Raw genomic sequence first — 26,473 nt, 5'->3', positions numbered from 1 at the left:
TTTACATCTTCTTTTTAATATTATGGGCATACTCAATCATCGAAACAAGATTTCTTTTGAGAATTTCAACGTATCCATCTGCTTGAACATAAGGATTGACTGCACTTTTTATAATGCCATCTTTTAATTGATACTTAACTAGTTCTTTTAGTTTTTCTTGATCCTCTTTTAGTATTCCAGGCAATAACTCTTGCGTTTTTTCATCTGACAAACTAAAAGATTCGTGATACATTTCTTTTTTTGTTTTTTGATAAAGAAAATCATAAAAACAAGCTAAAGAGTCTTGTTCAACATAATAGATAAACTTAAGCACCATTTGAAGGTTTTTCTTTTCAAGACGTAACGTGTATCTTAATTCTTCTCCAATAGAATGCTTTTTTACAATCATTGTAGTTTTATATTGTTTTTTTATCCAAAGTAATTCTTGGTTAATCGTTTTTAGGATTTTGGTCATTTTGACCACCACTAACTTTCTTCGCTGTCGATTTGATCATTAATTGAACCATTTTATTGGAGAAAGAAACGGGATCTTTAATCGGTAATCCTTCAATGAGTAAAGCTTGATTGTATAAAATCCAAGCAAAATCTGACAATTCGGCTTCATCATTTTCAAAGACTGATTCAATTGCTTTGAATAGTTCGTGTTTTGGATTGATTTCTAAGATTTTTTCAGCTTTTAGCGTTTTATCTCCTGGCATTTGATTAATGACTTTTTCCATTTCAAAGGAAAGCCCTTCTCCACTGACTAAACAAACAGGAGAATCGGTCAATCTTGTAGATAATTTGACATCTGTTACTTCGCCTTTCAGAATCTCTTTTAATTTTTCTAAAAGATCTTTATTTTCGGTTTCAAGTGTTTTGATGGATTCTTTTTCTTTGTCATCTACAATATTCAAGTCTCCTTGATTAATGGATTTAAAAGAATGCTTCTCATATTCATGTAAAATATTTATCATGAATTCATCAACTTCATCGGTTAATACTAAAACATCATATCCTTTGGATTTGATTAAATCCATTTGAGGAGAGATAAGAATAGCGTCTTTTGACGAGGCAGATCCATAGTAAATGGAGTCTTGTTCTTTGGGCATTGCTTCTACGTATTCTTTAAGGGTTACCCATTCTTCTTTGTTCGTTGTTTTAAACAGTAATAAGTCTTTGATTAACTCCTTTTTTTCTCCGAAATTATCGTAGACTCCGTATTTTAAGTTTACGCCAAATTCTTCAAAAAATTGGATGTATTTTTCTTTTTCGTTTTTTAGAGATTTTTCAAGTTCATTTAAGATTTTCTTTTCTAAATTGGAAGCTATTTTTAATAGTTGACGATTGTGTTGTAATATTTCTCTTGAAATATTTAAGGACAAATCTGCACTGACAACTAGTCCTTTTATAAATCTTAAATAGTCTGGAACTAATTCTTTACATTTATCCATGACAAATACGCCTTTTGCGTATAATTGTAATCCTTTTTCATACTTATCAGAATAAAGGTTTGTAGGTGCTTTTGAAGGTATAAATAGTAAGGATTTGTAAGTTAATGCGCCTTCTACATTCGTCCAGATGGTATATAAGGGATCTGTATAGTCAAAATATTGTGATTTGTAAAAAGTATGTAATTCTTCATCGGTAACTTCTGATTTGTTTTTATTCCAGATGGGCACCATTGAATTTAATGTTTCGCTTTCAAAAAGGGTAGTAAATTCGCCTTCTATTTCATTTCCTTCTTCATCAAGTTTTGGCTTATTAGACTCAACATCGATGGTAATAGGATATTTTACGTAATCAGAATATTTTTTAACCAAACTTCGAATTTTGTATTCTTCTAAAAATTCATCATAACTTTCTTCGTTTTCGTTTTTTCGGATGCTTAAAGTAATTTCTGTTCCTCTATCTACTTTTTCTGTCTCTTCAATGGTAAAACTATCTTCACCTTCAGAAACCCATTTATAAGCTTTTTCACTATAAGCGGATTTTGAGATAACTTGGACTTTCTTTGAAATCATAAAAGCTGAATAAAAGCCAACTCCAAATTGACCAATTAAGTCTGCTTCTTGTACGTCTTTACCTTTCATTTTTTGCAAGAAATCAAGTGTACCACTTTTGGCTATCGTTCCTAGATTATTAACTAATTCTTCATAGGTCATGCCAATTCCATCATCAGTTATAATAATTTTGCGATGCTTTTTATCAATCTCAAGATGAATTTCATACTCATTGGTTTTTTCAAGTGTATCATCCGTCAAACTTGATAAGTGATACTTATCGATTGCATCAGATGCATTTGAGATGAGTTCTCTTAAAAAGATTTCTTTGTTTGTATAAATGGAGTGAATCATTAAATCAAGTAACCGTTTGGACTCGGTTTTAAATTCTAATTTTTCTTTCATGTGTTTACCTCCTATGTATTGTTCTTTTCTATTATACCACATCCATTAGCACTGTCAAGTATTGAGTGCTAAGAATTGAAAAAAACTGCTCTCTTCGCTGTAATAATTTTGTTAATGATTGACCGTTAAAATTCCTCGTTTTTGTAAGATCAATCCAAATAAAATACAAAGCAAAGCAGAAGGAATTAAATAGGCTGCATTATAAATAAATGACCCAACCCAAGTGATAGATTCTGGCGTTAAAAGCCATGAAGCAAAATTACTGTGAAGGGTACTATCTACTCCTTGAATTCCTTCTAGAATATAGGCAGACCAATAGAGTGCTCCTGCAAAATACGCTGACACTAATCGTAAAAAACTACCTAAAAGCATCCCATAGACTAAATGACTTGGTTTAAAAGATCCCTTTCTAAAAAGACCTGCAAATCCTACAAGTGTAAAAGCGAGGATGTAATCTAACATAAATTGAAAGAAATTTAAGTAGTAAAATTTCCCTAACGCAATTTGCAACACTCCAAGAATTAATCCAGCTTCTAGTCCTGGAAGAATACCTCTTCGAAAGGCAATAACAAAAATAGGCAGCATCGCAATCGATACACTTCCTCCATTGACAAAACCAAGAAGAGGTCCCCATAGATTTGCGAGCAAATCTAATACCAAAGCAATAGAAGTTAACACACCAATTTCGGCAATAATTTGAATCTGATTTTTCTTTTTCATTTTCGTTTCTCCTTTAAATTTTTAGGTAAAAAAAACAACCAAAAAATAAGTGGTTGCCTGATATTAAAGGAAAGATACTCCTACGCTGGCATTATCCAGATCAGGTAAGGTCTATAACAGATTAGTTATACTCTCAGCCTAGTTCTCTAAGCTCCCCTTATTTTTATTACGTTTATATTATATCATATTATTTTTATATTTTAAACAATTTAAAAAGTTTTTACCTTGATAAATAGATAAAAACTTTTTTTCATTTTCAGTTTAAAATTATCCAATGATTTCTAAGATAATTTCTGGTTTTTTTACAACTTCTTTAACAATAACAAATGCTTCAAGTAACGAATCAAGTATTTCCTTTGTCACAGTGGTATTGGCGTAAATTTGTGCTAATGTATCACCTTTTTTGACATAATCTCCTACTTTTTTTGATAATACTATTCCAACCATTGGATCAATAATATCTTCTTTCGTAGCTCTTCCTCCACCTAGTTTCATAGAAGCCAAACCAATATTTAATGCTTTTATTTGAGAAATATATCCTTCTTTTACGGCGATGAATGGATAGATTTCTTTAACTTTCACAAAATCATCAAGATTGGATATGTTTCCTCCTTGAGATAAAATGAATTCATTAAATTTCTTTAAGGCAATTCCATTATGAAGATTTGCTTTTGCGATTTGTTTTGCCTTTTCAAGAGAATCTGCTTTTCCTGCTAAATAAATCATTCTAGACCCGATTTCGATACAAAGAGTTTCTAAATCTTTGGGTCCGTTTCCTGAAAGTGTATCAATTGCTTCTTTTACTTCAAGTCGGTTTCCAACTGCAAAGCCTAAGGGTTGATCCATTCCCGTAATAAAAGCAACTACTTTTTTCCCAAAGGACGCTCCTATGTTTACCATAATTTTGGATAGTTCTCTTGCATGTTCTAACGTTTTCATAAAGGCTCCATCGCCAATTTTTACATCTAAACAGATAACATCTGCCCCGCTTGCAAGTTTCTTGCTCATGATACTTGATGCAATTAAAGGAATGGATGGAACGGTTCCTGTTACGTCTCTTAAAGCATATAGTAATTTATCGGCAGGTACGATTTCTCCGGTTTGACCTGCAACAGCAATACCAATTTTATTTACTTGAGAGATAAATTTTTCTTCTGATAAATCAATGGATAATCCATCAATGGATTCAAGTTTGTCAAGAGTTCCACCAGTATGACCTAGTCCTCTTCCAGATAGTTTTGCGACTTTCGCTCCAACGGAAGCAACCAAAGGCCCTAAAATTAACGTCGTTTTATCGCCTACTCCACCTGTTGAATGTTTATCTACTTTTACGCCTTCTATTTTGCTTAAATCAATAATGTCGCCACTATATAACATAGCCTTTGTTAAAAAACTTGATTCTTCGTCTGTCATTCCTTTAAAATAAATGGCCATAAGCCATGCACTAACTTGATAGTCGGGTATATCCCCTTTTACATATCCTGAAATCACAAATTCAATTTCAGTTTCTGTTAAAGCAATCCCTTCTCTTTTCTTTTCGATAATGTCTACCATTCTCATAATTGTTCCACCTCATCAAACAAATTATATCATATTTTCAGTTTTTGTAGTATAATTGTTTTTGGTGATTTTAATGAATGAAATAATCTTAGTAAGACACGGTGAAACCGATGCAAACCGTAATTATGTTGTTCAAGGAAGAATGGATAATCCTTTAAACGAATTCGGTGAGTCTCAAGCAATCAAAACAGGAAAATATTTTAAGAAAAATCAGGAGAAATTTGATTTAGTCATTTCGTCTCCTCTTAAACGAGCCTTTAATACCGCAAGATTAATTATCCAAGAGATGGACTTGAAAAAACCTATTATAGTCCACCAAAATTTAATTGAACGAAATTTTGGAGATTATGATGGCCAAAAAATTGATGAAGATTATTCGGATTTAATTAAAAGAGGTACGATTCCTCATATGGAACAAAATCCAGAATTAGAAAAACGAGTGTTTGCGGCTTTAAAGGATATTTGTGAACAGTATCCAAATAAGAGACTTCTTATCGTCACTCACTCTCATGTCATTAAATCTATTTTGGTACATTTAGTTAAAGAATTTACTTACACTTCTTTCTTATCAAATTGTAGTATCAATTACTTATCCTATAAAAACAAAATGTTTAAAGTGAATCAATTCAATATCAACCCTTTAGTTGAATAAATAAAAGACCCTAAACAAGCGCAAGTTCACTGTTTAGGGTCTTCTTTTTTTACAGAATGGATTTTAAAATATCTAAATAAAACGAAGAACGAAAAGAAAACGTTACAGGATTTAAGGTATCATAACTTGTCCCATTGATTGGATCAAAATCTCCTGTGGTATTTCTAAGATCCTCTGCTAATAAATTGCGAATTAATACGGTTGTGGTGACAATGTTTTCTCCATAAGCAAAATCAAAGGAAGGATTACCATAGTCATCTACCATGTCAAATACGAAATCAACCACTCCGACTTTGTAAAGTTGAGAAGCTACTAAAAAAGTATCCGGATGATAATTAAAAGCAAGATAATCATCATTCATCAAGTCTAAAATGGTTTCTCCTGTTAAGTAAACTGTTTTGATGTAATTATCAAAAGGCATTACTTCCACTAAATCACCCATAGTAATTTCCCCTGGATAAATTTGTTTTCTTACTCCTGAATAATTTAGCACTCCAAAATCAAGTTCTAAGTAGTCTTTAATTACGGTTGCGGCCCAATTAGCCAAATCGTTCTTTGATTCTGTGTCGATGGAATCATCCGCAATAGCAAGGACTTCTGTAACATAGTCTACGTAATCTTCGTCATCAGCAAACACATTAATTAATTGATTAACATAAGCGTTTTCATCGCCTAAAACACTTGTGCCAATGATGTAACTTTCTGCGCTTATCACTGATTCGGATTGAAAATCATATACAAGTGAAATTTTAGCAATTAAGGAAAAGTATTTACTGCTTACTTGAGCGTAAGGCATACGAACACCTGTTCTTGATATAAAAGAAGCAACATCTGTATGAGTATGTCCATTAAAAATAGCGTCTACTAAATGAACTCCTGTGAATCCAGCAATTTCTTCGTTCATAGAAGAATTATAGTCATGAATGGAAGCAACTACGATATCACAATCTTCTGTTGTTCTTAATATTTCAGCGTATTGGTACACGGTATCCGCTTGATCTAAAAATTCGATATTTGAAACTTTAGAAGCCGATATGGAGCCTATGACATCTCCAATGATCCCAATGATTCCAACTTTTACACCCTTAACTGTAACGACTTTGTAAGGCGTTGTCCAAGGAAGCATTTCTTGTGTATCTTTATACACAATATTTGCGGCTAAAAAAGGATAATCTGCTTCGCCATTTTCTAAATCTGAATCGGCGTAATTTTTAATGATATCGATTCCCCAATCAAATTCATGATTTCCAATGGTGAATGCATCAAGGCCAATATAATTAAAAGCTTTAACGAAAGGTAACCCATAATAATAATTAGATAAAGCGGTTCCTTGAAACATATCACCCGTTGCCATAATTACTGCTTCATTTGTCGCTTTTTGATTATATAAAAATTCACTCATCTCATAAAAATCAGATAAATCCGAGTAAGCTCCTCCATGATAATCATTTATGGAGTAAAGATCAATTGTCTCTGTCCCAAGAATAGATGTATCCGTAGAACTAAAGACAGTTGAAGTGGTCGTTGTAGTGGTGGTTGAAGCGCTTGAAGAGGTCGTCGTGGAAGATGAAAAGAAAGCACAACCAACCAATAGAAAAGTTGTCAAAATAATTATAAAAAAGGATAGTATTTTTTTCATAGAAAGTCCTCGTTTCTTTGTGCCCTTCTATTATAAACAATAAAGATAAAAAAAGAAAGAGAAATGAAACCTCTTTCTTTTTATTGAATAATTAAATCAATCCCCAGTGGGTTAATACATTGGTAATACCGGCTGCGGTTAAGAAGGTTCCTGCTGGATCCAAAGGATCTTCGTAATCAGCGTCCGCTGGCCAATAAGGGTCTGGGTCCGCTAACATAACAGCTTCTAATTGATCGGTTGTGATATTTCTTACAATCATAGAATTTAACACGATGTTTCGATCTGTTTCACTAAGTCCTGCAATGGTTAAATAATCAACCTCAACGGTCATAAAGTCCGCTCCAGGTCCTGTTAATATATTGGCAGCTTCAATAAAGGCAATAATTTCATCTGACAAAGTAATAACTGGTATTCCGTATAAAGATGTTTCTGCAAGTGCAGGAATGAATGTATTAATATTTGTGTTTCCACGAAGCATATTATCAATGGTCGAATGCATAGAACCGCTAGATAATAATGTAATTAATTCAGCGTGTGTCAAGGTCGTAATTAATGAGGAATCGACATCATCCGTAAAATTTTCAATATCTAAAACTTTTAAACCATCTAACAGTTTAATTGATTCAGTTTTTTCTATTTGTTCTGTTGCGACTAAATCCACATTAATAGTTTCTCTTAAGATGGTTGGAACTAGTAAAGAAGTAGACCCTACTGGCGCTGTTTCGTCTAATGCATTATCTAAAAGATATTTTGAAACGGTTGCTTGCATTGTCGAAGAATCTAGTAAATCATTAAAATCCATTGTGAAAAGTAATGTAGGAGAAATCGTGAATGTGGTTAAATCATTTAATCCAAGTAAGTCGAGTGCATCGATGATTTTCCCTAGTTCATCTATTGTGATATATTCAACATCCACTAAAGGAATGCGAATCGTATTCGATAAAACATCCTCATCAGGAACTACTAAGTTTCCTGAAGTATCGTTTAACATTTTATAAGATAAAGTAGCTTGCATGGATGAAGATAATAATATCGTGTCTGATTCTTCAAAGAATTTAGCAGAATCAATGGAAGTCCCAAAAGAACTTAAATCGGAATATTCCATTGCTATGAGCGCATTAATTAGCGCTTTAATTTCAGACTTAACAACAAATTCTGTTTCAAATCCAAGAGGGCCTGATTCCACTCTTAACAAACTGATTGCATCATCTTTTGTTTGAGGTATTAGTAAAACTTCATCTCCTAAATCAAATAGTGTTTTGGAAATGGTTGCTTGCATGATTGCAGAAGTAAGTAGTGTATCTTGATCTGTTTCTAGTATTAAATCGGTTAATGAGAAAACGTTTGAAAATTCGGTTGGATTTGTAATCCCGATTAAATCAAGAGCATTCATAAATGCAGTTAATTCATCCGAGGTAATATATGTAGTTTCAAAAACATCATAAGAAATCGGTGTTCCAAGTTCATCTTCATAAGGAATCGTAATGATGGAAGAACTAATTCCTAAAATTTGATTTGAAATAGTAGCGTGAATGATTTTCGAAGGAATAATCTCTTCAATATTATTCATTAGTGCGCTTGTATCTTCTAAATCAATTGTATCAAAATTTGTAATTCCCATTACATGAAGTCCTAAAATAAAGTTTTTGATTTCTGTGGCTGAAACGACATCTTGACTAATCTCATTTACTAAAATAGAGACGATAATTTCACTTGGAACGATTAATTGATCGGAGTCAATATCCACAACCATTTTTCCAATGGTTGCGCTAATGATTTCTGAATCTAGGAACGTATCAAGTTCTAAAGAAGAAAGTGTTAATGCTTTTGCAACATCAAAACCTGTTTCAGTTTCCGAGTCAGATAATATCAAAATAATACTTTTTGAAAGAGCTTTTAGTTCTTCTTTTAATAAATAACCTTCTATATCAAAAACAGTATCTGGAATAATTAGTGGAGTATCTCCTAAATCTTGAGATAAAAGCATGTCAGAAATCGTTGCGACAAATACTCTTGAGTTAAATAAATCATCAATCGTATCATCGTCCATTTCTGAAATAGTATTTAATCCGAAGTTTTCAAAATCAACATCTCCGGCTACAGTTGCTAAGGCATTTAAAGCAATTAAGACATTTCTTAATTCGCCATTTTCAATTACATTACCAAAAGCGTCTAATGTATCGTACCACTCTACACCACTTGGTATAATAAGTATATCCAGGCCTTCAATGTCGGTATTGCCTGACAAAATATTGACCAAAGCATTTGTAATTAAAACCGAATTCATTAGTACGGTTAAATCAATGGAAGCTGCTGCATTTAAAAATATAGTCATATTTACTTCTTGTAAATCAGCGATTGAAACATCCGCGTCAAGAACAGCTCCTAATACTTCTCCAATGGCAATAAATTCCGATTCCCAATCTAAATCAGCAGGAACAGAAATAATGGCTGAAATGCCAGAGTCTGAATCTTCGAGCATTGGAACGAGTACACTTGAAGTTAGTAACACCATTAAAGATGAATCCGAAAAGTCTCCAAATAAACCTCGAACCATATCTCCACCTACTACGATATCTTCTACTCCGCCATCACCGGCTATAATTCCGGCTCCATTTAGAATATCAAATAAAGTTCCTGCAATGACTCCAAGATTTGCAAGTTCTGCTTCAAAATCGATTGCATATAATTCAAGAGTGGTGATTGGTAATTCTTGATCATACATATCGGCCCCAACTTCAATGGCCAAAGGCAAAACTGAAATAATTAAATTTGATTTAGAAAGGGATGCAAACGCATCTCTAATTTCATCACCTGTGATATCTGACAATACTTGAGTGTCAAAGTAATCTGATTCTAAAAAGATACCAAGTACTTCTGCATAAACTGCTAATTCATAGCGAAATGCAATAACTTCATCGTTATATTCAAAAGATAAAATACTATCAAACAAATTAAGGTGAAGCGCAATTTCTTCTCCAGTACTTGCGGAAGTAACCGTAATCGAATCTGCTAGTTTGACTAAAAAATTATTATTGTATTCTGTGACCATTGCTTGTAAATCTTCGATGATGAGATTTAAATCATCGGAAGATGGAACATCAGCTAGAGGAATAACAGAATAATCTAATTGAAGGATTTCGTCTCTTGTTTGGAATGCAAGTGGCGTAGTTGATTCAGTTGATGCAATCAAGGTTGTGACACTTTCCGCAACGCTCATGATTCCACCAAGCATTATTAAAGTTACAAATACGGCCATAACTCCATTTAAAGCACCAAATAACGCTCCAAATCCTCTATTTTTAGATTCGCCTTTTTGGGCCTTCCCAAGGATAATAGATGAAAGGATGAAACAAATAAGTTTATAGATTAATAAAATAACAGTGAAATATAAGATAGAGTAGATAATTTTAACGGCAAACAACCCTATTCCACTCGCTAAAACGAGTAATTCAGCGTTGGCTGACACGTCAACCGTTTCTCCTAAAATGAATTGAACGATTTGTCCTATGCTTGCTTCAAAGGAAGTAAAAGTAGATAAAGAAGAATCAATGTTTGAAAGGATTCCTCCAAGCCAAGGCATATTCAATTTCCAAAGAAATAAGGATGCTTGATTAATGGTTAGAAAAAAGACAATGTAAAAAATTAGCATGGTAACAAATGCAAAAAGTGTTTTTTTCATTCCTCTTAATAATCCCATTAATATTCCAAGTCCTAAGATGATATATAACAACAAATTGATGGATGTTAAAAACCCTAAATCCAAAATAATCCCCCCCTTAAAAATGTCTCACTTTAATTATACCTTATTTTTTGTAGATTACAATCGAGTAGACTTCATAATTTATACGTTTTTTTTGAATATATTATTGGTAGAATTTACATTAATACTTTTATATAAAAAAATCAGAAACAATTCATCTCATAATTAAGAGTTCTTTGTTTACTCATTTTTGTATTATTATTTTTTGGAATATGACTTAACGAATTCTTTGTGATGCTTGATTTCTCTTTGTTTTGCATGTTCTAGTTTTCTTGGCATCTTAATTTTTATCCTGCAAGCAAAAAAAAGTTGAGAACGAATGTTCCCAACTTCATTTTATTTTGTTAGATAAAACCATAGTGTGTTAAGACATTATTAATTCCGACTTCGGTTAAGAAAGTTCCAGAAGGATCCAAAGGATCTTCATATTCGGAATCAAGTGGCCAGTATAAGTCAAATGGATCATCAGCTAGCATTGTGGCTTCTAATTGATCGGTTAATAGATTTCTAACAATCATGGAATCTAATACAACATCTCTTTGTTCTGGTGTTAATGCTGCAATAACCATGTAATTGAATGATACAGTTGAAATATCGGTAGCACCCATTAATTGAGTAGCGATAATAAAGGCCTTTATTTCTACTTTTGTCGTAATAGATGTTAAATTAAATACATCTTCTGTTGCAAGATCTGGTACGACAATATTTGGATTATCTTTAAGCATATCGTCTATGGTGACTTGCATAGAACCACTTAGTAGAAGGGTTGTTAAATCTTCATCTGTCATTGATGTAACTACTGTAGGATCCATTGCTCCATCAAAGTCTAAAACTCCTAATGTTTCAAGTGAAGTAAGCAATGCTTTTAATTCCTCTTTTTCAATTTGAACATTGGTTCCTAGTCCTACGTTTATGGTTTCTCTAAAGAAGTTTGGAACGATGAGTTCTCCTGTTCCAGAACCATCAAGTACTGCACCATCAAGTAAAGTTTTCGAAATGGTGGCTTGCATAGAGTAAGAAGTAAGTAATTCATCAAAGTCTGCAGAAAAGACATTTGCAGGATTGATATCAATATTTGAGAAGTCGGTTAAGCCAAGTAATTCTAATGCATTAAGGATGGCTTTCATTTCATTTAATTCTACATACGTTACATCTGCTTGAACGATGCGAATAGTAAGTGTGGTTAAGTAATTTGTATTTGGTACAATTAAGTTTCCATCTGTGTCATTAATTAATTTATCAGAAAGTGTTGCTTGAATGGATGAAGAAAGTAATAAGGTATCTGGATCATTGAAGAATTCAGAAGAATCAATGGAAACACCAAAACTATTAAGGTCGGTATATCCCATCGCTGTAAAGGCATTAATTAATGCTTTAATCTCTCCTTTGATGATGAAATTAGTTAAGCTAACAAGAACTTGAATGCGATTAGCTTCGATTTCTCCTAGTTGTGAGAATGTTGGAACAATTAAAACGTCGCTTCCTAATTCAAATAATGTTTTTGAGATGGTCGCATGCATGGAAGCGGATGATAATAACGTAATTTGATCGGCTTCTAATGCAACTTTGCTTAAATCAAATGTTCCTGAGAAAGCAGTAATATCGGTGATTCCAAGAACTTCAAGTGCGTTTATAAGTGCTTTAATCTCGAACTTGTAAATAAAGTGAGTCGTAAATACATCTCCTTGAATTAAGTTAGAATCAATATCCCTTTCAGGAACTAACAGTACTGACGAACCTAAACCATCAATTTGTTGGGTAATGGTTGCGTGCATCGATGCTGAAGTAAGTAAGGTGATTTGATTAGCCTCGGAGTATAAGTTCGTTAATGAAACCGTTCCATTAAACGAAGTAATGTTTGTGATGCCTAACACTTCAAGTGCATTAATAATTGCTTTGATTTCAGATTTGTAAATAAAGAGTGTGCTAGATACAACGGCTTGAATCAAAACACTATCGACATCGTGAGTTGGGATTAACAGAATTTCAGATCCCAAATCAGTTAACTGTTGGGTGATGGTTGCGTGCATAGATGCTGAGGATAATAATGTATTTTGATTGGTATCATCAAATAGATTTAATAAAGATACCGTTCCATCGAAGGAAGTAATGTTTGTAATTCCTAATATTTCAAGAGAATTGATTATGGCTTTTATTTCGGTTTTATAAATGAAGTGATATCCTAGAATGATTGTTTGAATAGAAACGTTATCTACGTCGGTAAGAGGTATCGTAAGTACCAAAGGTCCTAAATCATCTAATTGTTGTGTAATGGTTGCGTGCATAGATGCAGAAGATAGTAAGATAGTTTGATTGGTATCATCAAATAGATTGACTAAAGATACTGAACCATCAAAAGAGTTAATATCAGTAATTCCAAGTATCTCTAATGCATTAATAATCGCTTTTAATTCGGTTTTATAAATGAAGTGTAATCCTAAAACAAGTTTATTAATCGAAATAGAATCGACATCAGTATCAGGAATAACTAAAACTTCTGATCCTAAATCATCTAATTGTTTTGTAATGGTTGCATGCATGGATGCAGAAGCTAAGATAATGTTTTGATTGGTATCTCCATATACTCTTGTTAAATTGACTGTTCCAGAGAAAGTATTGATGTCAGTAATTTGTAAAACTTCTAACGCTTCAAACATAGCTGAGATTTCTGCTTTTGTAATGTATTCCGTTTCAAAAGTTAACTCACCTACGGTTACTCTGATAGCTGCTTCATCAAAATCTTCAAATGGAACCGTTAAAACTTCATCACCTAAATCAAATAATTGTTTCGAGATGGTTGCGTGCATGGAAGCTGAAGTAAGTAAGATGGTCCTATTTTCTTCTATATAGAAACTTGTTAAATCAATCGAACCAGTAAAACTATCAATGTCTGTAATATTTAGCAGTTCTAATGCTTCAAAAATAGCATGAATTTCATCTTTTACAACAAATTCAGTCTCAAAACTAAATGGTCCTACTGTCGTTCTAATTTCAGTTGAGTCATCTGATGCAGTGTATGGAATGTTTAAAACGTCAGATCCTAAATCAAGTAATTGTTTTGAAACAGTCGCATGCATGGATGCTGAAGTCAATAAAACAGTGCGAGTGTCTTCTATATAGAAACTTGTTAAATCAATGTCTCCTGAGAAAGTAGTGACATCTGTGATTTCAAGTATTTCTAAAGCTTCAAAAATAGCTCCAATTTCTAGTTTAGTTACGTATTCGGTTTCAAATCCTAACGTGCCAACGGTAAGTCGAATCACAACGCTTGAAGCGTCAACGTATGGCACAGTAAGGGATGCTGAACCTAAATCGAGTAATTGTTTTGAAATGGTAGCTTGCATGGTTGAAGATGAGAGTAAAATATTTCGATTTGTTTCATCATAAAATGATGTTAAATCAATCGATCCATCAAAACTTTCAACATCGGTAATTTCTAATATATCAAGTCCAAAAATCATGGCTTCTAGTTCGGTTTTTACCACATATTCGGTAGCGGTAAGTCCAAGGCCCACACTAACTCGTATAAGCGTTAAATCATCGTCTGCAACGTATGGAACTTCAATGGTTCCTGCTACATCCAATTCTAAAACTTGAGTTGAGACAGTAGCTTGAATAACTGAAGAGGCTAAAACGATTGCAGCATTGTTTCCTTCCGCTAAAAGACTTAAATCTACACTTCCAGTGAAAGATTCAACATCGGTAATTCCTAAAACATTTAATGCGTCAAAAATGGAATCTAATTCCGTCTTAATAATATATTCCGTTTCAAATCCTAAAGTTCCAACCGTTACCCGAATTGCGGTAATATCATCATCTGCAAGGTAAGGTGCATCTAACGTTCCAGCAACATCTAAGTCAATGATTTGGGTTGAAATCGTCGCTTGAATGATGGAAGAAGATAAAACGATTTGTGAATTGGTATCATCTGCAAGTAAACTTAAATCGACGCTTCCAGTAAACAATTCTACATTGGTAATTTCAAGAACATCAAGGGCTAAAATAACCGATTCTAATTCTTGAGCTGAAATGTATTCAAACTCTTCCAAAAGGGCTCCAACGGTTATTCTGATTAAAGTAGAATCGTCTTGTGCAAAATAAGGAACGTCTAAGGTTCCATCCAAATCTAAGTCTAAAATGGTTTTAGAAATCGTCGCTTGGATTACAGAAGATTCTAATACAATCGAAGCATTATCTCCTTCTGCTAGTACACCTAAATCAACGGTTCCAGTAAAGGATTCAACATCAGTAATTCCGAGAATGTTCAATGCTTCAAAAATGGCATCTAGTTCTATTTTTGTGATATATTCTGTTTCGTATCCAAGAGGACCGACTGTTATTCTAATTGGTGTTATGTCATCTTCTGAAACGTAAGGTGCGTTTAAAGTTAAATTTGTGTCTAAATCGATTATTTGAGCTGAAATGGTTGCTTGAATTACAGAAGATGCTAATACGGTTTGTGAATTCGTATCGTCTGCTAATACACTTAAATCAATTGTTCCAGTAAAACTTTCCATGTCCGTAATTTCTAAGACATCAAGTGCTTTAATAATGGCTTCGATTTCCGAAGATACAATGTATTCTGTTTCAAAACCAAAAGAACCTACCGTCACTCGAATCTCTGTTATGTCATCATCTGCAACATAAGGCACATCAAGTGTATCATCTACTTCTAAATCCAAAATGGTTTTAGAAACGGTTGCTTGAATAATGGAAGACGAAAGCAAGATTGATGCATTATCATCTTGTGCTACTACTGATAAATCGATGTTTCCATCAAACAAGGTAATGTCCGTAATTCCTAGTACACCTAATGCATCAAAAGCATTTGTTAATTCTTCCTTTTCAATATATTCTGTTTCAAATCCAGCGTCACCTACAGTGACCCGAATTGGGTTTTCGTGTTCATCAATATAAGGTACTGTTACAAATCCATCACTAACCATGTCAAATAGTTGTTTGGAAATGGTCGCATGCAAAATAGCAGATTCCAATAAAGTATCTGAATTATCTATCACTAAATTTAAATTCAATGTATCAAAATTAGCAAAATCAGTAATATCTAGCACCAAGATTGCTCCTATTAGCGCAGTCAATTCTTCGGTTGAAATATATTCAATCGAATCGGTTACGTTGGTATAACGGATGTCTTCTTCGTCTATATTTTTATAAGGAACCAAAATCACTGATTCATCTTCAGTAGTTAAATCTAATAATATAGTGGAAAGTGTTGCATGAAGAATGCTTGAAGCAAATAATTTATCGGTTTTATCATTATCAAGAATAGTTGGATCTAGTTCTGTACCTAAATTTGATAAGATAGATGCATCAACTTCTAAATTGTTGATGTCGGTAATTCCTAAAACAGAAATGGCTAGAAATGCATTTTTAATTTCTGGTTTGGAAATAACATCTTGCCCGATTCCTCCAACAAAGATTTCAATCAATGCAGAACTTGGGATGGTTAAATTATCCGCTCCCATATCGATAACTAAATCGCCAACCGTAGCAGCTACGATATCGGATGCTAATAAAGTATCGATGGATGCTTCGCTTAACGATAATGCTTTGGAAAGATCAAATCCAGTTTCAGCACAAGTAGTATCTTCTACCTCACAGGCCAAATCAGTGAAAACAAGTTTTATAGAAGATGCTAAAGCTTGTAATTCCTCTTTTAATAAATAGTCATTCTCATCAAATACAGAATCAGGGATCACTAAGACAAGGTCACCAAAATCTTGTTCTAAAATATAACTAGATAAGGTAGCAACAAGTATTTTAGACTCAAACAAGGAATTAATTGCTTCTACATCTAAATCTGCAATCATATAGATGTCAATGTTATTAATATCTATATCTTCTGTTTGACTCGCAATGGAATTAACTGCAAGTAAAATATTTCGCAATTCACCATTTAAGATGACGTTTCCATCATCATCTAGTTCATCAAACCAAATAATATCATCTGGGATAACAAGCATATCTAATCCTTCAATGCCCGCAGCACCAGATAAAACGTTCTTCAAAGCGTTTGTAATAATTTTTGAATCGAGTAATACGGTAAAATCAAGTTGAGCCAAAGCACCAATGATGAGCATAGCGTCTCCAGATTGAATTTGACCTACTGTAATATCTGTATCAAGAATTGCTCCTATTACAGCGCCAATTGCTACAAACTCATCTTCCCAAACAAGGTCAGTTGGAACGGTTATTATGGCTTGAATTTGTTCTGTTGCTTGAAGTAAAACTGGCTCGACCGCAACGTAGGCACCAAGCGTTATTAGTTCCGAATTTCCTAAGGAATCAAACAAATCTCTTACGGTATCTCCATCAATTGTAACGGTTTCTAAATCCATTTCATCGTTAAAGATTCCTGCGCTATTCACTAAATCAAAAACAATAGCAGCGATGTCTCCTAATTGTTCTAATTCCAGTTGCCAATCGATTGCATAGAGTTCTTCTGTTGGAATAGTAATTTCAGTATCAAAATAATCTGCAGCAACTTCGATAGCTAAAGGCATTATCGAAGTAAATAAATCAGAGTATGAAAGTGTATCAAAAACTAAGCTAACGTCATCTCCTGAAATATCGCTTACATTCTTTGTATCCATATACGCTGAATTTATAGCAATACCTGCTATTTGTGATACAACTGCTAATTCGTTACGAACGGAAATTTTTTCATCTCGATACGTAAAAGACAATACCGAGTCAAACAAGTATAGATTTAATGGCAAGTCGATGCCTGTTGCTTCATCAATTATAGTAAATTGAGAAGTGGTAGACACGACAATATTTGTATTGAAAGCTTCAACCATTGAGTTCATCATGTCAATTGCGGCAGTGAATTCTTCCGGGATTTCGATTGGGGATGCAAGAGGAATAACGGAATAACTTGCTTCGTAGATGTTTTGTCTTGGAAAATCAATTGAAACGGTTTGAGTATCATCGGTTGAAGGAAGTAAAGATACTAAACTTTCACCCATGCTGATTAGTCCACCAACAATGATTAACATTACAAATACACTGATTGCTCCACTTAATAAACCAAATAGTGCACCAAATCCTCTATTTTTAGATCTATATTTATCTTCTTTTTTACTTGATCCAAAGAAAATGATACGAATAAAGAAGAAAAGCAATTTATAGATCACTTGAATTACGGTAAAATATAAAATAGTGTAAACAATTTTAATGACAAAAAGACTGACTCCAGTCGTAAAAGCGAGGAATTCATCATTTTCAAGAACTTGAGTAAATTGTTCGGGAAGAAAATTTTGAAGTAAAATAGGCAAGGCATCTTTTAAACTTGTTACATCCGCAAGTGCAGGAAGAAATCCTCCAACTGCTCCTCCAAGCCACGGCATACTCAATGTCCATAGAAAATTAATTACAATATTGATGGTTAAGAAAAAGAAAACATAGAAGATTAATGTCGTAATAAAAGAATATAGCGATTTTTTAAATCCTCTTAGAAATCCAAAAAACATTCCAAGACCGAGCATTGAAAAAAAGGCTATATTAAAATATAAAACAAAATCTAAATTTTCAGGAATTTGCATAATTTTCCCCCTCTAACTAAAGTGCTGAAAAAATATATATTAATATTATATATCATTTATACCATAATGAAAGCAACCTTGTCAAAAAATTAACCTGAAAAGAAAATAAATAGGTCAATGTATAACCTTTTCCAATAAAATGATATATAATAAACGTATATTATAAGTTGAGGTGATGATTTTGAAAAAACTACTAGTACTGCTTGTAATCTTATTGTTTGGAACATTTTTAAGTGGATGTTCTTTTTTAACAATGACTTTTGATTTTCCTACCACAACCACAACTACACTTACAACCACAATGCCTAATACAATTAATGGTACCATTAGTTTAGGAGACTTAGAGTATTCTACTTTTTCTTACTATGAATCAGACACCTATCTCATTACTAATGTAGATGAATACAATGATGTATTACTTAACACAAGAGATATGATAAGAAAATCCAATGTTGAAATCCTTACAACTCTTTATACAGAAGCAAAAGTATACCCTTGGTCAACGCAAACTGTAAGGACAGCGGTTGGCTCAAGTCTTGGATCTGGTGTGATTTTCTTAGAAGATGAAACCTATTATTATGCCTTAACCAATCATCATGTTATTGATAATGATATCTACGATGCCACCTATCAAATAAAAGCATTTGAAGATAGCGATGAATCAGAAGCTATTCTTGTTTGTTTTGATGAAAGTTTGGATTTAGCTGTAGTTAAGTTTTTAAAAAATGATCGTCAAGACATCCATTTAATGGATATATCCACAAGGCTTTATACAAAGTTTACAGAAGGGGAATTAGTCTTAGCTGTAGGAAATCCTTTGTCTGTTTTAAATAATGTTACCTTCGGTGAATTTAGAGGCATGGAAACGATTGAAAATGCTGATTTTAAAGTGATTCTCCATAACGCTTCCATTCATGAGGGTTCAAGTGGTGGAGCATTGGTTGATGTCGATGGTAACTTGTTAGGTCTTAACACCTGGGGATATAGCACAACCGATGAGTATTCCTTTTCCGTACCGATTTATATCATTTATATGTTTTTAATAAATAATGGAATAATTTAAAAAAAAAGGAGAATTTCTCCTTTTTTATTTGATTTCAAGTTTTAACGAAATTGGTTTAAATCCTACTGATTGAATACGAATGGAAGCTTTTCCAAGGATTCCGGTTGTTTTAAGATAGATTCCTGTTGAGCCTCCAAGGAGCGAAAGTTTATTAGGTCCAATGATTTGTAATTCTTTTGATGTTTCAATTTCAATGACGTTGCTAGCAAAAGGTAAAATATTATCAAATTCGTCTTTTAATGAAACCACAAGTCTTGTCACATCATAGGTGATATCGTGTAAGAGTATTTTATCGTCAAGTTCAGCTTTTAAGAAGACTTCTTTGGATTGTCCTCTAATTGAAGTTGCAACTAATTTATCATCCATGTACCCTTCATACTTGTAAAGACAGCCTTCTTTTGCCCATCCACCAATGTATTTGCTATATAAATCCATTGCATCTTTCATGGTGAATTTATGAACACTCATTAAATTAGCCATGCTTAATTTGTCTTTTAAAGGCATATCCGTTCCATAACGATTGTAAGCTAAAAGCACTTGTTTAATCTTTTTAGCTACTTTTTTAGAATAGGATTCGTTTTCTAAAATTCGGTCTCCAATATAGTCATCAATGATAACTGGAGCATTTGGAATATAAGGGAATTTTTCCCAATCAGAATAAAAGGTACCAACAAGTTGGTCGTTGTGATAAATTTTTAAATAATCACAATTAGTAAAAATGACGGTTGGTGGAACAATACTTTTTGAATATTCTCCCATCATCATATTGGAAGCGACCATTAAAACTGGTTTTTTCATTTGTTGAGAGGCGTATGCGTAACTTGCATATTTAGGAATACGAAACATATCCATGACCCCGTGATGACAGATATGATCGCCTGAACCAAATTCTTTATGGGTATTGTAATCGGTCATGCACCATCCAATTGCTCCACTGACTGTAAGATATTGGAAACTGGAATTCATCACTTCTAAATGTCTTAAAGCTTGTTCACAACGTTTGCTTTCTGAGTCCCATTTTTTGGTTGGGAAAACATGTCCATTGTGTTCTGTCACTAAATATGGAACGATTTTATGGATGATTTTTCTTGGGTTTTCAAGCCCTGGATTGTCTCCGGTATGAGAAAAATCATTGTAAGTATACACATCTTCTAAAAATTCACTGTTTTTCATATTACGAACGCCACCGGTTTGTCTTACTTTATCTAATTTATAGGCTAGTTCATTGGTTTTTTCATAAAAGTCATGATCATCTGCAGATTCATTGATTCGAACTCCCCATAAAACAATGGATGGATGATTAAAGTGATGTTCTATCATCGTTTCAAGCGCTTTTAAAGACAATTCTTTAAAGTGATCGTCACCAATGTATTGCCAACCTGGAATTTCTTCAAATACCAATAATCCGACTTCATCACATCTCTTGATGAAATGATCACTTTGCATGTAATGAGAAGTTCTGACGATATTACAACCTAATTCGAATTTAAGAATTTCTGCGTCTCTTGCTTGCATTCGGGAAGGCATTGCATATCCTACGTATGGATAAGATTGATGACGATTTAAGCCAATTAACTTGACTAATTTGTTATTTAAGATAAACCCTTCGCTTGTAAAATTAGCGCTTCTAAAACCGAAGGATTCGGTAATGTGATCGATTTCTTTTCCGTTTTCTAAAACAACTAATTCTAATTTATATAAGACGGGATTGTCTAATGTCCATCGTTTAATATTTACAACTAATTCTTGAATACCACTTTCAAAAGCTAGTTCGCCTTTGATTACTTTTGATAAAATCACTTCATCTTTTAGGTAAAGCGAAAGATTGATGTCATGTTCTGCTTCAGGGGTTTTATTCCATCTGATTTTTGCTAATAACAACATTTCTTCTTCGCTTAAATTAGGAGATTCTATTGTAGTGATAAATAAGTCATGAATAAAAAAAATTGGTCTAATTTCGAGGCAAACTTCTCGGTAAATTCCTCCATATCCTAAATAATCTACTACATCTCCAAATGGAGGAACATTTGAAATTTCAGTTGCGTCTACTTTGACAAATATAGTGTTTTCATGTTCAAAATCGATTAAAGAAGAAATATCATAGGAAAAAGGAGTATATCCCCCTTCATGTATGCCAAGTGACACTTCATTTAAGAATACTTCACATACATTCATAACACCAAAAAATTTTAGAAGCACGTTGCTTTCTTGAAGTTCTTTTTCCACTGTAAAATGCTTTACATAGGACCCAATAAATTGATAATCCGTTTCTTTAAAATATTGAAACGGAATTTCTTTTAATGTGTGCGGAATCATGACTTTTTTAAAGTCAGATAAAGAAGCGTCCTTTTTGATATATTTAGGGTCAAAATCAGGAAGGTAGTACCAATCAAAATTTAAATGTATGTCTTTTCTCATCATTTACTCCTTTTAAATTGAAATATAATAAATTCTAGAACCAAAATCACCCATTAATCTAACAGATTGATTGTATCCACTGCCGATAAACTTTTGTTTTGGTACAAATCCAAAATGATTTAACGTTGAACCTGAATATTCTACATTCTCTTCTTCTGCCTTCATCAAATATCTGTTCTTTAACAAATGAAATAGAATCCCGTTGGCATTCAATTTGATTGGAAGTGCATGCTTTACTAAATCACCAAACATTTCCAAATTAAAATACTGAATTCGATTGCTAATTTTATACGTTAACTCGTCATTTAGACCTCTCATAGGTATTTTTTCTAAGGGACCATTCGGATGAGTCAATAATTGATAAACACCAATGATTGCTTCTTCTTTGTTTTCTTTAATACACGCCCAAATACATTGATTCGTTTCAAAAGGACTAATAAATCGAACCATTGTTCCAAATTGTAATAATTCTCGATGCATCTTATAAAAAATGACTTGCTTTTGAATGACTTTTTTCTCATAACGAGATAATTTAGTTAAATCTAGTTCATAACCTAACAGTCCGAAAATTGCGGTATTGAATCTTGTCTCCAAAGGAGTTTTCCGTAAGGTTTGTTGGTTCGGAATGTTACTGACATGGCAGCCCATAGTAGATAAGGGATAAACAAATGAGGTTCCATATTGTATCGAAAGTCTTTCGATGCCATCTGTATTATCACTTGTCCAGGTTTGTGGCATGTAATAAAGCATGCCAAGGTCATATCGATTACCTCCACTTGCACAAGATTCAAATAAAATATTTGGAAATTTCGAAGTGATTTCTTTTAAAATCTCATATAGTCCTAATGTATATAAGTGAAAAAAAGAACCTTGATTTTTCTTTGGCAAATAAGAAGAATATACATCTGAAAAATTTCGATTCATATCCCATTTACAGTAGGAAATATTTGCATTTTGAAACAAATCAGTTAAAAATCCGATAATATACCTTCTGACATCAGGATTTGTTAAATCTAAAATTAATTGATTTCGTCCAAGACTGGGTTTTCTTAATGGGTGCTGTATCGCCCATTCTGGATGTGATCTAAATAAATCACTGTCTGGATTCACCATTTCTGGTTCTACCCAAATTCCAAAATCAAGTCCGATTTTATTAATCTTATTTGCAATTCCTGAAATTCCAGATGGTAGCTTAGCTCGATTAACAACCCAATCGCCAAGAGAAGATGTATCATCGTTTCTTTTTCCAAACCAGCCATCATCTAACACAAATAATTCCATGCCTAGGTTTTTTGCCTTTCTTGCCAATTTTAGTAGTTTTCGCTCAGAAAAATCAAAATAAGTGGCTTCCCAATTGTTGATTAAAATGGGTCTTACTTTATTTTGCCACGTTTTTGAAATGATATGTTTTTTTACTAAATCATGAAAGTGTTGACTTAAAGTAGACAATCCTGTATCTGAATATGTCAGTACCGCTTCTGGAGTAACAAAAGTTTGTTCTTTTTCTAGTAAATAAGAGAAATCAAACGAATTTATCCCCATTAATACTCTTAAAATCGAGTGAGGAGAAACTTCTAAAGTGGCTTCAAAATTACCGCTATAAAGCAGTGAAAATCCATAACAAGCTCCAACTTCTTCATCCGTATGCTTTTCTTTTAGAGCGATAAAAGGATTGTGGTCGTTTGAGGAAACTCCTTTTTTTGAATCAATTTTTAATAGACCAAATTTAAGGTCATGGGTTGTGAGTTGTCTTTCTCTTATCCATGCACCATCAAGACTTAAAATTTGATAGTTTTGATTCAATAAGTCCAAATTAAAACTCATCGCTTTTTCAATTGTTATTGATTGAAAAGATCCGTTTCGAATCACAGTTCTTCTAGTAATAACATCAATATCGTAAAACACGGAGTAATATAAATCGATTTCAATGAATGCAATCGGATCACTTACTGTAATTTTTAATGTTTCAATTTCATTTGAATCTGATCCAAACGTTTCAGGCATTTCACTAAAACTAGGCTTTTGTGGCAATATTTCATGACTTTTATATAAAAAGTTTGTAATGCTTGAATTATCTTCTAACCGGAAATGAAGCATGGGATCTCGAAAATCGCCTTTTCCATACGTTGATAATTCTAACATTGCTAGATTTAAATTAAATGTTTTGTCTGTTTCATCATAAATAACTTGATTTCCAACTTCTATTTGATATTGTAAATTTAAATTGAAAGCATTTTTTTCGACAGATATTTTTTTACCATAGTATAAGTGACCAACATGTTTTGATGGCAGTATATTTATGATATATGAGGAATTTTGAGTTTTAAGATGAAAGTATTTTTCAGATTCATTATAAATAATCATTTGTGTTCCTCCAAACCTGTTTGAGAAGTTGTATGATGTTTGTTATAACTCTCCATTGCTATTTTGGCTAAAGCAAATGCAGGAGTATACATAGAAGAAATAATCTCAATATTAGGAGATATTTTTTTTATGTTTTGAGTATATAGCTGTTTGTAAATTGTATTTGCGGTTCCTAATCCGCCAACTACCACAAGTTTTGTCTTATCAAATGAAAGCTTTCGATAGACTCCTTCTACAAGTAATCTAACTTCATTTGCAGCATCAACTAATATTTTATAGGCATATTGATTAACTGTACCAAATGTTGTAACTATTTTTGCAATTTGAGCCACTTCTGTTCGACTTAAGCAATCAAAATATTTAACAAAACTACTAAAATCATCGATTTGTAAATAGTCTTTTATTGCTTCACTAAAATTCGATACAGGGTATCTTTTATCAAGGACTCTTGCATAATATTTTAAGGCTTGAAATCCTATATCAAATGCAGATCCAGCATCGCCTTCTTTATAGTGATAGCCACCACATCTCCACGTTTGATGATCAATTGCACCATAGCAAACCGATCCTGTTCCTAAAATAAGGGCTATTCCTTCCAGTTTGCCTTCTCCTGATGCTAAAGCGCCGACAACATCGTTATAACACTCGATTTCACAGTTTTGATCTACAAATGAAAGTTCTTGAAGTAATGCTTTATAATCCATTGAATCTTGAATAGATGCAATTCCACCGATTCCTGCATAGATGGAAGATACGGTAACGTTTATGTTTGCATTTAAAAATGCATCTATAATTTGAGAAATAGATGTTTGATAGGATACTGTATCAATCGAGGACGCTTGACTAAATCCTTCTGCAATTTGATTTCTTGATTCATCAATCACAACAAGGTGAGTTTTAGTCCCTCCTCCATCGATTCCTACAAAGTATTTTTTTGACATCGTCTGTCTCCGCCTTTAAGAAAATAATTTTTTATTTTTCAGAAGAAAGTAGAAATGTTTTAAAATATGGTCTTATGACAAAATAGACCAAAACGAAACCATATACAAACTGTAACACCACAGATAAAACAATCAGCCAAGTGCTTGAATAAGCCATTCCAGCCATAATATTATCAATTAGAACTCCAGATAAAAATGCAGGAGAAATAATCAAATAGTACTGAAATTTTAATGGAATGAATCCATTGCTAAAGAAAATTGGAAGCATCGAAAAAACTAAGATATAGGCAACATAACTAAGGGATAACACTTGATTGGACTTGCTAATAATCGATAAGGACAATCCAATTAAAATGTGTACCAGAACCCCTAAGATATAAACCAAAAACAAATATAGGTAATTTATGGGGAGTTTATTAATAAATGCTAAAACAAGGATAAAAGTGACAATTGGAATGAGTTGAATGATCATGGAAGAAAGGATTTTAGCTACTACAATCGTCAAGGTATTACATTTCGATTTTAGGATTGGAATCAAGGTGTTTTCTTCTCTTTCGATAAACATGGAAATCGAAAAGATAATAACCGGTAAAATAAAAATGGTTATATAGATAAAATTGGATGGATTGATATCAGGAAAAAATGCCATTGAAGCCCCAAATAGAGCAGTTAAAATAATTACAAAATGAATTATTCGATACTCTAAGAGTCTTTTTAAGTCTGATACGATTAAAATTTTACAATTATTCATTTAGATCAACTCCCGTTTCTAATTTATATAATTCATCATCGATAATATTTTTTGTCGTTATTTCTTGAATGGATACTTCTTTTAAAAACTGTAAAAAAGTATCTTCGCGAAAAATTGATTTAGAAAAACATTCTTCGTATAAACTATTATTTTTTTCATAAGTAATGGTAACTTGTTGATTTTGATACTTTGATTTTAGAGTAGCGGTTGAAGTGATTTTATGAATCTCATTATTAACCACAAAAGTGATTCTATCCGCTATTTTTAAAGGAAAAAACATATGTCTATCTAACAGTACTATTGTACTTCTATTTCTAGCATTCTTCAATAAGAAATCAAAAATTAACTCTCTTTCATCTAAAAACATATCTTCAAACAAATTATCAAATATCATTAATTTTGGTTCAGAAATCATTGATCGCAAAATATTTACAAATATTTTTGAAGAATTAGATAAGTTTTTGATTGGTGTGTTCCGAAACTTGGAATAATTAACGGATTTTAAAAACGAATCAATGTTAAGTGATTTTTGATATAGTTTACTGTAATACGTTAAATTTTGATACACTGTCTTTTTTTCAAATAAATAGGGCTTTTCAAATGAATATCCTAGTTCTTTATGAAAATCTTTCATTTTTAAAGATTCCTTATTT

14 protein-coding genes and 1 riboswitch are annotated in these 26,473 nt (G+C 32.7%); of the genes, 2 read left to right on the top strand and 12 right to left on the bottom strand.

Translation table 11 applies throughout. From position 1 onward, the window contains the following. Position 1: 1 nt before the first annotated feature. The 4 genes from KJ971_02440 to KJ971_02425 all read right to left on the bottom strand — a co-directional run bounded on the left by KJ971_02440 (position 2) and on the right by KJ971_02425 (position 4,667). The gene (locus tag KJ971_02440; GenBank protein ID MBU1144703.1) at positions 2-454 is read right to left on the bottom strand and encodes a hypothetical protein; all 453 of its coding nucleotides are present in this window, start codon (positions 452-454) and stop codon (positions 2-4) included. Further along, positions 429-2,387, bottom strand: a complete 1,959-nt coding sequence (gene htpG, locus KJ971_02435) for a molecular chaperone HtpG (protein MBU1144702.1) — start codon at positions 2,385-2,387, stop codon at positions 429-431. Before htpG ends, KJ971_02440 begins: the two co-directional genes overlap by 26 nt. 111 nt (positions 2,388-2,498) lie before the next feature. Continuing rightward, on the bottom strand, positions 2,499-3,107 hold the full coding sequence (locus tag KJ971_02430; GenBank protein ID MBU1144701.1) for an energy-coupled thiamine transporter ThiT: 609 nt from the start codon (positions 3,105-3,107) through the stop codon (positions 2,499-2,501). A gap of 60 nt (positions 3,108-3,167) precedes the next feature. Then, positions 3,168-3,275, bottom strand: a riboswitch (TPP riboswitch). 99 nt (positions 3,276-3,374) lie between these two features. Beyond that, positions 3,375-4,667 carry a pyrimidine-nucleoside phosphorylase gene (locus KJ971_02425; GenBank protein MBU1144700.1) on the bottom strand — a complete coding sequence of 431 codons (1,293 nt, stop codon included), beginning with the start codon at positions 4,665-4,667 and terminating at the stop codon, positions 3,375-3,377. 73 nt (positions 4,668-4,740) lie between these two features. Here KJ971_02425 and KJ971_02420 point away from each other — a divergent pair, with 73 nt between their 5' ends. Continuing rightward, positions 4,741-5,319 (top strand): histidine phosphatase family protein, encoded by a 579-nt coding sequence (locus KJ971_02420; GenBank protein ID MBU1144699.1) that lies wholly within the window; start codon positions 4,741-4,743, stop codon positions 5,317-5,319. A 49-nt stretch (positions 5,320-5,368) separates the two neighbouring features. Here KJ971_02420 and KJ971_02415 read toward each other — a convergent pair whose 3' ends face one another. From KJ971_02415 to KJ971_02405, 3 genes are all read right to left on the bottom strand, one after another. Continuing rightward, entirely contained in the window at positions 5,369-6,958 is a 1,590-nt protein-coding gene (locus tag KJ971_02415; protein MBU1144698.1) for a 5'-nucleotidase C-terminal domain-containing protein, read from the bottom strand. A gap of 91 nt (positions 6,959-7,049) precedes the next feature. Further along, positions 7,050-10,724: a hypothetical protein gene (locus tag KJ971_02410; GenBank protein ID MBU1144697.1), complete on the bottom strand. Its 3,675-nt coding sequence runs from the start codon at positions 10,722-10,724 to the stop codon at positions 7,050-7,052. A 341-nt stretch (positions 10,725-11,065) separates the two neighbouring features. Beyond that, the gene (locus tag KJ971_02405; protein MBU1144696.1) at positions 11,066-18,283 is read right to left on the bottom strand and encodes a hypothetical protein; all 7,218 of its coding nucleotides are present in this window, start codon (positions 18,281-18,283) and stop codon (positions 11,066-11,068) included. A 181-nt stretch (positions 18,284-18,464) separates the two neighbouring features. Here KJ971_02405 and KJ971_02400 point away from each other — a divergent pair, with 181 nt between their 5' ends. Next, positions 18,465-19,346, top strand: coding sequence for a S1C family serine protease (locus KJ971_02400; GenBank protein MBU1144695.1), 882 nt, complete (start codon positions 18,465-18,467; stop codon positions 19,344-19,346). A gap of 24 nt (positions 19,347-19,370) precedes the next feature. Here the strand turns inward: KJ971_02400 and KJ971_02395 are convergent, their stop codons facing one another. The 5 genes from KJ971_02395 to KJ971_02375 form a co-directional block, all read right to left on the bottom strand. Then, the gene (locus KJ971_02395) at positions 19,371-21,764 is read right to left on the bottom strand and encodes a glycoside hydrolase family 2 protein (protein ID MBU1144694.1); all 2,394 of its coding nucleotides are present in this window, start codon (positions 21,762-21,764) and stop codon (positions 19,371-19,373) included. A gap of 12 nt (positions 21,765-21,776) precedes the next feature. Then, positions 21,777-24,128 carry an alpha-galactosidase gene (locus KJ971_02390; GenBank protein ID MBU1144693.1) on the bottom strand — a complete coding sequence of 784 codons (2,352 nt, stop codon included), beginning with the start codon at positions 24,126-24,128 and terminating at the stop codon, positions 21,777-21,779. After that, complete coding sequence (locus tag KJ971_02385) at positions 24,125-25,069, bottom strand: hypothetical protein (protein MBU1144692.1); 945 nt, start codon at positions 25,067-25,069, stop codon at positions 24,125-24,127. Before KJ971_02385 ends, KJ971_02390 begins: the two co-directional genes overlap by 4 nt. A 31-nt stretch (positions 25,070-25,100) precedes the next feature. Next, a complete protein-coding gene (locus KJ971_02380; GenBank protein ID MBU1144691.1) occupies positions 25,101-25,820 on the bottom strand; it encodes an ABC transporter permease in 720 nt (239 codons plus the stop codon). Then, positions 25,813-26,473, bottom strand: a 661-nt coding sequence (locus KJ971_02375) for an ATP-binding cassette domain-containing protein (GenBank protein MBU1144690.1), incomplete at its 5' end; no start/stop codon positions are given. The genes KJ971_02375 and KJ971_02380, both read right to left, overlap by 8 nt.

Source organism: Bacillota bacterium (assembly GCA_018818595.1).
GTDB lineage: Bacteria > Bacillota_I > Bacilli_A > Izemoplasmatales > Hujiaoplasmataceae > JAHIRM01.
Note: the sequence above shows the minus strand (reverse complement) of the source record. Positions and strands in the feature narration are given on the sequence as shown.